The organism is Streptomyces poriferorum, assembly GCF_019399235.1.
GTDB lineage: Bacteria > Actinomycetota > Actinomycetes > Streptomycetales > Streptomycetaceae > Streptomyces > Streptomyces poriferorum.
In genome coordinates this window covers 1-9,341 of sequence record NZ_JAELVH010000253.1, presented here as the reverse complement: position 1 = coordinate 9,341, position 9,341 = coordinate 1, and the positions used below count along the sequence as shown (strand labels likewise).

Annotated in this window: 8 protein-coding genes; 6 read left to right on the top strand and 2 right to left on the bottom strand. The window is 72.7% G+C overall.

The features are described 5' to 3' along the window. Together JGS39_RS31345 and JGS39_RS31340 are read right to left on the bottom strand one after the other, a co-directional pair. On the bottom strand, positions 1–273 hold a 273-nt coding region (locus tag JGS39_RS31345), incomplete at its 3' end, for a DUF3097 family protein (protein WP_219573127.1). 25 nt (positions 274–298) lie between these two features. After that, positions 299–1,030 carry an MBL fold metallo-hydrolase gene (locus JGS39_RS31340; protein WP_219573126.1) on the bottom strand — a complete coding sequence of 244 codons (732 nt, stop codon included), beginning with the start codon at positions 1,028–1,030 and terminating at the stop codon, positions 299–301. 185 nt (positions 1,031–1,215) lie between these two features. On the opposite strand from JGS39_RS31340, the gene hrcA reads away from it, so the two are divergent. The 6 genes from hrcA to JGS39_RS31310 all read left to right on the top strand — a co-directional run bounded on the left by hrcA (position 1,216) and on the right by JGS39_RS31310 (position 9,271). Continuing rightward, positions 1,216–2,232: a heat-inducible transcriptional repressor HrcA gene (gene hrcA, locus JGS39_RS31335; protein ID WP_219573125.1), complete on the top strand. Its 1,017-nt coding sequence runs from the start codon at positions 1,216–1,218 to the stop codon at positions 2,230–2,232. Next, positions 2,233–3,369 carry a molecular chaperone DnaJ gene (gene dnaJ / locus JGS39_RS31330; RefSeq protein ID WP_219573124.1) on the top strand — a complete coding sequence of 379 codons (1,137 nt, stop codon included), beginning with the start codon at positions 2,233–2,235 and terminating at the stop codon, positions 3,367–3,369. A gap of 113 nt (positions 3,370–3,482) precedes the next feature. Further along, positions 3,483–4,556, top strand: coding sequence for a nitronate monooxygenase (locus JGS39_RS31325; RefSeq protein ID WP_219573123.1), 1,074 nt, complete (start codon positions 3,483–3,485; stop codon positions 4,554–4,556). Then, entirely contained in the window at positions 4,553–5,299 is a 747-nt protein-coding gene (locus tag JGS39_RS31320) for a 16S rRNA (uracil(1498)-N(3))-methyltransferase (protein ID WP_219573122.1), read from the top strand. Before JGS39_RS31325 ends, JGS39_RS31320 begins: the two co-directional genes overlap by 4 nt. A gap of 72 nt (positions 5,300–5,371) precedes the next feature. After that, positions 5,372–5,926, top strand: coding sequence for a hypothetical protein (locus JGS39_RS31315; RefSeq protein ID WP_236064474.1), 555 nt, complete (start codon positions 5,372–5,374; stop codon positions 5,924–5,926). Positions 5,927–6,058: 132 nt separating this feature from the next. Further along, positions 6,059–9,271, top strand: a complete 3,213-nt coding sequence (locus JGS39_RS31310; RefSeq protein ID WP_219573121.1) for a S41 family peptidase — start codon at positions 6,059–6,061, stop codon at positions 9,269–9,271. Positions 9,272–9,341: the final 70 nt, after the last annotated feature.

Sequence of the window (9,341 nt, the reverse complement as noted above, 5' to 3'; positions counted from 1 at the left end):
GGGCCGGGCCGGGCCGCCCGCCGAAGGGCGCACCAGCGTGACGACCCGGCCCTCCAGCAGGAAGCCGCGCGGTGCCATCGGGAAGACCCGGTGCTTGCCGAAGCGGTCCTCCAGGGTCACCGTCGGGCCCTCGGCCGTCTTCTCGCACCGGATCACCGCACCGCAGAAGCCGCTGGCGACGTCCTCCACGACCAGATCGGGCTCGGCGGGCACCTCAGGAGCGGGGGCGGACTTCTTCCACGGCGGGGTCAGGTCCGGCTGGTAGCTGCGCATCGGATGACGATAAGGCGGGAGCGGCTCACGACACGCCGAACCGGACAGCCAGCTGATCGCGCTGGGCCCTTACGAACGCGGCGTCCACCACGGCCCCGTGCCCCGGCACGTACAGCGCGTCCTCGCCGCCCAGCTCCAGCAGCCGGTCCAGCGCCGCCGGCCAGCGCGCCGGGAACGCGTCCGGGCCTGCCTGCGGTTCACCGGACTCCTCGACCAGGTCGCCGCAGAACACGACCGCGGGCGAGCCGGAGAGGCCGGGGACCAGCACCGCGAGATCGTGGCCGCTGTGCCCCGGGCCCGCGTTCACGAGCAGCACCTCACGCCCGCCGCCCAGGTCGAGCGTCCATTCGGCGCGCACCTCGTGATGCGGCGCCACCAGCACGTCGGCGGACTCGGCCGCGTCGTGCTCGGGCAGACCGTGCCGCACCGCGTCGGCGTGCAGCTCGTCCGACCCGCGCCGCAGCAGTCCGGCCACGCCCCCGGCGCCGTACACCTGCGCCCCGGCGAAGGCCGCCGTGCCCAGCACATGATCGAAATGGGGGTGGCTGAGTGCGATATGCGTCACCCTCCGGCCCAGCAGGGCCTGCGCCTGGCCGCGCACTTCGGCCGCTTCACGGAGTGACGAACCGGTGTCGCAGAGCAGCACGCCGTCCGTCCCCGCCACCAGGCCGACCGTTGCATCCCACACCGGAAGGCGTCGCCGGCCCGTTCCGTGTCCGAGTCGCTCCCAGCCGAACTCTTCCCAAGAGGCGTCCATACCGCGACGCTATCGGCAACGACCTGCGCAGTCTCGCGGTAGCGTGGCCGGTCGCCCTTGCTAGGGGGCTACCCCGTCGCCGTACACTGGCCGGGGGATTGCTGGCACTCGTACGCACAGAGTGCCAGGGACAGACCCGGGAACGGCCCGAGAACCACCGAGGTACACAGCTGGAGGTGTGCGCGATGCTCAGCGAACGCAGACTCGAAGTGCTGCGCGCCATCGTCCAGGACTATGTCGGCACCGAGGAGCCCGTCGGCTCCAAGGCGCTCACGGAGCGGCACAAGCTGGGGGTCTCCCCGGCCACCGTCCGCAACGACATGGCGGTGCTGGAGGACGAGGGCTTCATCGCCCAGCCGCACACCAGCGCGGGACGCATCCCGACGGACAAGGGTTACCGGCTCTTCGTCGACAAGCTCGCGGGCGTCAAGCCCCTGTCGTCGCCGGAGCGCCGTGCCATCCAGAATTTCCTCGACGGCGCGGTCGACCTCGACGATGTCGTGGGTCGCACCGTACGGCTGCTCGCGCAGCTGACCCGGCAGGTCGCCGTCGTGCAGTACCCCTCGCTGACCCGTTCGACGGTGCGGCACGTGGAACTGCTGTCCCTGGCCCCCGCCCGGCTGATGCTCGTGCTGATCACGGACACCGGCCGGGTCGAACAGCGGCTGGTCGACTGCCCCGCGCCGTTCGGTGAGACCTCTCTCGCCGATCTGCGGGCGCGGCTCAACAGCCGGGTCGTGGGACGCCGCTTCGCGGACGTTCCGCAGCTGGTGCAGGACCTGCCGGAATCCTTCGAGAGCGAGGACCGGGGAACCGTGTCCACCGTGCTCTCGATCCTCCTCGAATGCCTCGTCGAGGAGACGGAGGAGCGGCTGATGATCGGCGGCACCTCCAACCTCACCCGTTTCGGGCACGACTTCCCTGTGATGATCCGGCCGGTGCTGGAGGCATTGGAGGAGCAGGTCGTGCTGCTGAAGCTGCTCGGTGAGGCCAAGGACTCGGGCATGACCGTACGTATCGGGCACGAGAACGCCCACGAGGGGCTCAACTCCACGTCCGTCGTCGCGGTCGGCTACGGTTCGGGCGACGAGGCAGTCGCCAAACTCGGCGTGGTCGGACCGACCCGCATGGACTACCCCGGAACGATGGGAGCGGTACGCGCAGTGGCACGTTACGTCGGACAGATCCTGGCGGAGTCGTAAGTGGCCACGGACTACTACGCCGTACTCGGCGTGCGCCGCGACGCTTCGCAGGACGAGATCAAGAAGGCATTCCGGAGGCTCGCCCGCGAGCTGCATCCGGATGTGAACCCCGATCCGAAGACCCAGGAGCGGTTCAAGGAGATCAACGCCGCTTACGAGGTGTTGTCGGACGCTCAGAAGAAGCAGGTCTACGACCTCGGCGGCGACCCGCTGTCCGCCTCCGGAGGCGGTGGCGCGGGCGGATTCGGACAGGGCGGCTTCGGCAACTTCTCCGACATCATGGACGCGTTCTTCGGCACGGCGTCGCAGCGCGGACCCCGTTCGCGCACCCGTCGCGGCCAGGACGCCATGATCCGGCTGGAGATCGACCTCTCCGAGTCGGCCTTCGGCACGACCAAGGACATCCAGGTCGACACGGCCGTCGTCTGTACGACCTGCAGCGGTGAGGGTGCCGCACCCGGCACCTCCGCCCAGACCTGTGACATGTGCCGCGGCCGTGGCGAGGTCTCCCAGGTCACCCGGTCGTTCCTCGGCCAGGTCATGACCTCGCGGCCCTGCCCCCAGTGCCAGGGCTTCGGTACGGTCGTGCCGACGCCGTGCCCGGAGTGTGCCGGTGACGGCCGCATCCGCTCAAGGCGCACGCTCACCGTGAAGATCCCCGCGGGTGTCGACAACGGCACCCGCATCCAGCTCGCGGGCGAGGGCGAGGTCGGCCCCGGCGGCGGCCCCGCCGGCGATCTCTACGTCGAGATCCACGAGCTGCCGCACGCCGTGTTCCAGCGGCGCGGCGACGATCTGCACTGCACGGTCACCATCCCCATGACGGCGGCGGCCCTCGGCACCAAGGTGCCGCTGGAGACGCTCGACGGACTGGAGGAGGTCGACATCCGGCCGGGCACCCAGTCCGGCCAGTCCGTCCCGCTGCACGGGCGCGGCATCACGCACCTGCGCGGCGGCGGTCGCGGCGACCTCATCGTGCACGTCGAGGTGATGACCCCGACCAAGATGGACCCGGAGCAGGAGCGCCTGCTGCGCGAGCTGTCGAAGCTGCGTGGCGAGGAGCGGCCCACCGGGCAGTTCCAGCCGGGGCAGCAGGGCCTGTTCTCGCGGCTGAAGGACGCGTTCAACGGCCGCTAGATCCACGTGACGATGTCGTACGGGCCCGGTTTCCGGGCCCGTACCGCATTGTGGACAAATCGTTGCAGCGGGGTGCGCATCGTGGGGCAGGGGCGACATGACACGATGCGGTCATGTCATCCGCGTTGACCGATCTCTGCCGGTTTCCGATCGTGCAGGCCCCGATGGCGGGCGGGTCCTCCTGTCCGCAGCTCGTCGCGGCCGTCGCCGAGGCCGGCGGGCTCGGCTTCCTGGCCGCCGGGTACAAGACCGCGGACGGCATGTACAACGAGATCAAGCAGCTTCGCGGGCTCACCGGCCAGCCCTTCGGCGTCAACCTCTTCATGCCGCAGCCGAACCTCGCCGACCCGGCCGCCATCGAGGTGTACCGGCACCAGCTCGCGGGCGAGACCTCCTGGTACGAGACCCCGCTCGGCGACACCGACGGCTGTGGCGACGACGGCTACGAGGCCAAGCTCGCCATCCTGCTGGAGGACCCGGTCCCGGTCGTCTCCTTCACCTTCGGCTGCCCCTCCCGCGACACCCTCGACGCGTTCGCCGCGGCGGGTACGTACACCGTCGTCACGGTCACCTCGCCCGAGGAGGCCCAGGCCGCCCAGTGGGCGGGCGCCGACGCCGTCTGTGCCCAGGGCGTCGAGGCGGGCGGCCACCAGTCCACGTTCCGCGACGACCCGCAGGCCGACGGCACCGGCACCGGGCTGCTCTGCCTGGTGGCCCAGGTCCGCGAGACCGTGCAGATACCGGTCATCGCCGCGGGGGGCCTGATGCGCGGCTCCCAGATCGCCGCGGTACTGGCGGCGGGCGCCGACGCCGCGCAGCTCGGTACCGCCTTCCTGATCTGCCCCGAATCGGGCGCCCATCCGCTGCACAAGCAGGCCCTGACCAACCCGCTCTTCGTCCGCACCACCCTGACCCGGGCCTTCTCCGGCCGCCCGGCCCGCGGCCTGGTGAACCGCTTCGTACGCGAGCACGGACCGTACGCCCCCGCCGCCTACCCGCAGGTGCACCATCTGACGTCCGTGCTGCGCAAGGCGGCGGCCAAGGCCGGGGACGCGCAGGGCATGGCACTGTGGGCGGGGCAGGGGCACCGGATGGCACGCGAACTGCCCGCGGGCCGGCTGGTCGGACTGCTCGCCGAGGAACTGGACGCCGCACGGACGGCACTGAGCACGAGGAGCACACAGTGACGGCACCCGTCTTCGTCGTCGACCGGATGCCGCAGGGGCCCGGGTTCGTCCTGGAAGGCCCCGAGGGCCGGCACGCCGTCTCGGTGAAGCGCCTGCACGCCGGTGAGGACGTCGTCCTGACGGACGGCCAGGGGCACTGGGCGGAGGGCGTCGTGATGGCCGCCGAGGGCAAGGACCGGCTGGTGATCACCGATCTGGAGTCCGTCCACGAGGAACCCCGCCCCGACGTCCGCATCACCGTCGTCCAGGCGCTGCCCAAGGGAGACCGCGGCGAACTCGCCGTCGAGACGATGACGGAGACCGGCGTCGACGCGATCGTGCCGTGGCAGGCCGCGCGCTGTATCACCCAGTGGAAGGGTGACCGCGGCCTCAAGTCCCTGGCGAAGTGGCGCAGTACGGCCCGCGAGGCCGGCAAGCAGTCGCGCCGGGTCCGCTTCCCGGACGTGGCGGACGCGATGACGACCAAGCAGGTTGCCGCGTTTCTGGCCACGGCCGATTTCGCGGCCGTGCTGCACGAGGACCGGGACCACGACAGCGAGTCATTGGCCACGGTCACGCTGCCCGAGGAGGGCGAGATCGTGCTGGTCGTAGGTCCCGAAGGAGGCGTGTCACCCGACGAGTTGGCCGTCTTCGCCGCCGCCGGTGCCCGCGCCTGCCGGCTCGGGCCGACCGTGCTGCGCACCTCGACGGCGGGCACCGCGGCGACGGCGCTGCTGCTGGGACGTACGGGCCGCTGGTCATAGGACAGCCGTTCCGGGGCAGTTGTGGCCGCAAGCGGTCTACCGCTGGGCCAGGAGCGGTGGGAAGCTGCCCTTATGGGGACATCAAGGGCATGGGGTCGCCGGGCGACCCGTCGCTTTCCGGCCGCGGTCTGCCTCGCGGTCACCGCTGTCGCGGGCATCACCGCCTGCGAACCCGCGGACGGGCTGAACACCGCGTCCATCGCCGTGACCACCGACCGCACCGCCACCCGCGCCCTGGAACACGAAGGCGTCCGTGTGCAGTGGCTGACCTGCACCGCGAACGTCGGCGGGGCGAGCGCGAAGCCGTCGTCCGCACGGACCGTTTCGGCCACCGCCTCGACGCGCCGCGTCGCCGACGTCGACTGCGGCGGCCGGGCGAAGGACGGCCGGGACATCACGGTCGCCGGCGAGGTCCGGCAGGCGGTCGACGGCCGGTGCGTGCGGGGCGACCTGACCGCGAAGGCCGACGGCCGGACGGTGTTCCGGGCCAGCCTGCTCGGCAACTGCGACGCGCCGCCCTCGACCCGGGCACCGGACAGCGGCAGCGCCGGGAGCAGCGGCGGGGGAGGGGCCGGGCCCACGGTGACCGTCACCGTCACGGTCACCGAGCAGCCCCGCGGGAAATGAGCCCGCCCCGGGCCAACCGGCCCGCCCCGCTCGCCTCTTGACGAACCCTTTGCATGTGCCGGACACCGACCGTACGGCGGACTCCGGCCAACTTCGTTCCGCAGGCCACAGCCGCGGCCTAGGCTGATCGCTGTGACACAGCCTTCCTACCTCCGGTACCCCCATGTCCAGGGCGACTCGATCGCCTTCACCGCCGAGGACGATGTCTGGCTCGCGCCGCTCGACGGCGGTCGAGCCTGGCGTGTCAGCGCCGACAACCGTCCCGTCACCCAGCCCCGGATATCTCCTGACGGCACCCTCGTCGCCTGGACGTCCACCCGGGACGGGGCACCCGAGGTGCATCTCGCCCCCGCCGACGGCGGACCCTCCCGGCGGCTGACCCACTGGGGCGACGCGCGGACCGCCGTACGGGGCTGGACGCCCGACGGCGAGGTGCTGGTCACCAGCACCCAGGGCCAGGTCTCGCTCCGGCGCTCATGGGCCCGCGCCGTCCCGGTCGACGGCGGTCCCGCGCGGACCCTGCCGTACGGACCGGTCGGCTCCCTCGCGTACGGTCCCGGCGGCCGGGTCCTGCTGCTCTCGGCCACGATGGGGCGCGAGGCCGCCACCTGGAAGCGCTACCGGGGCGGTACGGCCGGCAAGCTCTGGATCGCGGCCGAGGGTGACCCGGCGGAGTTCGTACGCGTCCACGAGGAGCTCGACGGCAACATCGAGTGCCCGATGTGGGTCGGTGACCGCATCGCCTTCCTCTCCGACCACGAAGGCGTCGGCGCGCTGTACTCCTCACTCCCCGACGGCACCGGCCTGCGCCGGCACACCGGCGTCGAAGCCTTCTACGCCCGGCACGCCACCACCGACGGCACCCGCGTCGCCTACGCGTCCGCCGGTGAACTGTGGCTCCTGGACAGCCTGGAGAGCGACGCACCCCGCCGCCTCGACATCCGGCTCGGCGGCCAGCGCGCCGACCTCCAGCCGCACCCCGTGCACGCCGGCAGCCACCTGCACGCCGCGTCGCCCGACCGCACCGGCCGAGGCAGCGCCGTCGGCTCCCGGGGCGCCGTCCACTGGGTCACCCACCGTGAGGGCCCCGCCCGCGCGCTGGCGGTCGAACCCGGCGTACGGGCCAGGCTGCCGCACACCTTCCAGGCCGACGGCGACCAGCACGTCGTCTGGGTCACCGACGCCGAGGGCGACGACGCGCTGGAGTGCGCACCCGCCACCGGGACCAGCCCAGGCGCCGTACCCCGCCGCCTCGCCGCGGGCCGGCTCGGCCGGGTCCTCGACCTGGTCCCCGCACCCGACGGCAGCCGCTTCGCCGTCGCCGCGCACGACGGGCGCGTCCTCGTCGTGGAGCGGGAGAGCGGCGAGGTCCACGAGGTCGACCGCAGCGAGCACGGTGACGCCTCCGGCCTCGTCTTCTCGCCCGACTCCGCCTGGCTCGCCTGGTCGCACCCCGGCCCCGAACCGCTCAGCCAGCTCAAGCTCGCACACCTCGCCGACCTGTCGGTGTCCGAGGCCACGCCGCTGCGCTTCCGGGACTTCGCACCCGCCTTCACGACCGACGGAAAGCACCTGGCCTTCCTCTCCGAGCGGGCCTTCGACCCGATCTACGACACCCACGTGTTCGACATGGCGTTCATCGGCGCCTGCCGGCCGCACCTGCTGACGCTCGCCGCGACGACCCCCTCCCCGTTCGGACCGCAGCTCCACGGCCGCCCGACCGAGAGGGAGAAGGGCGGCGACGGCGAGGACAACCCCACGGCGCTCCCCGTCACCCGCATCGACCTGGACGGCCTCGCCGACCGGATCGTGCCGCTGCCCGTCGAGGCCGCCAGCTACTCCTCGCTGCGGGCCGCGAAGGACGGGCTGCTGTGGCTGCGCCACCCGGTGACCGGTGTGCTCGGCACGAGCGCCGCCACCCCCGACGCCCACGGCCCCGAGACGGCCCTGGAGCGGTACGACCTGGAGAAGCTGCGCTGCGAGGAGCTGGCCTCCGACGTCAGCCGGTTCGCCGTCAGCGGCGACGGCAAGCGCCTCGTCCTGCACAGCCACGGCAAGCTGCGCGTCGTCCCGTCCGACAGCCGGGTGTCCGCGAACTCCGACGACGACGGCGACGACAACGTCACCGTCGACCTCTCCCGCGTCCGCCGCACCCTCGACCCGGCGGCCGAATGGCGCCAGATGTACGACGAGGCCGGCCGCATCATGCGGGACAACTTCTGGCGCCCCGACATGGCCGGCATCGACTGGGACGGCGTCCTGGACCGCTACCGGCCCGTCCTGGAGCGTGTCGCCACCCATGACGACCTCGTCGACCTCCTGTGGGAGGTTCAGGGCGAACTCGGCACCTCGCACGCCTACGTGACCCCGTCCGGCGGCTGGCGCGACGACTCCGCCCGGCAGGGCCTGCTCGGCGCCGACCTCTCCCGCGCCGACGACGGGAAGTGGCGCGTCGACCGCATCCTGCCGTCCGAGACCTCCGACCCGGCCGCCCGGGCGCCGCTCGCCGCGCCCGGTGTCGCCGTCCGTGCGGGTGACGCGATCGTGGCCGTCGACGGCCACCCCGTCGACCCGCTCACCGGCCCCGCGCCGCTGCTCACCGGCTCGGCCGGCAAACCCGTCGAGCTGACCGTCTCGTCGGCAGACGGCGGCGACCCGCGCCACGTCGTCGTCGTGCCGATCGCCGACGAGGAGGCGCTGCGCTACCACGCGTGGGTCGCCGGCCGGCGCGCGTACGTGCACGAGCAGTCCGGCGGGCGGCTCGGCTACCTCCACGTCCCCGACATGGTCGGCTCGGGCTGGGCGCAGATCCACCGCGACCTGCGTACCGAGGTCGCCCGCGAGGGCCTGGTCGTGGACGTACGGGAGAACCGCGGCGGCCACACCTCGCAGCTGGTGGTGGAGAAGCTGGCCCGCCGCATCGTCGGCTGGGACCTGCCCCGCGGCATGCGGCCCTCCAGCTATCCGGGCGACGCCCCGCGCGGCCCCGTCGTGGCCGTCGCCAACGAGTTCTCCGGCTCGGACGGCGACATCGTGAACGCGGCGATCAAGGCGCTGAACATCGGCCCCGTGGTCGGCGTACGCACCTGGGGCGGCGTGGTGGGCATCGACAGCCGGTACCGGCTCGTCGACGGCACGCTGGTCACCCAGCCCAAGTACGCCTTCTGGCTGGAGGGGTACGGATGGGGCGTCGAGAACCACGGCGTCGACCCCGACGTCGAGGTCGTCATGGCGCCGCAGGACCATGCGGCGGGCCGGGACCCGCAGCTGGACGAGGCGATCCGGATCGCTCTGGAGTCGCTGAGCCGCACGCCGGCGAAGACGGCGCCCGCGCTGCCGGAGTGAGCCGAGGGCGGGGTGCGGGGCCGGTGCGGATGCGCCGCGGCGGGCCTGTTCCCCGCCCTCGGCTCACTCC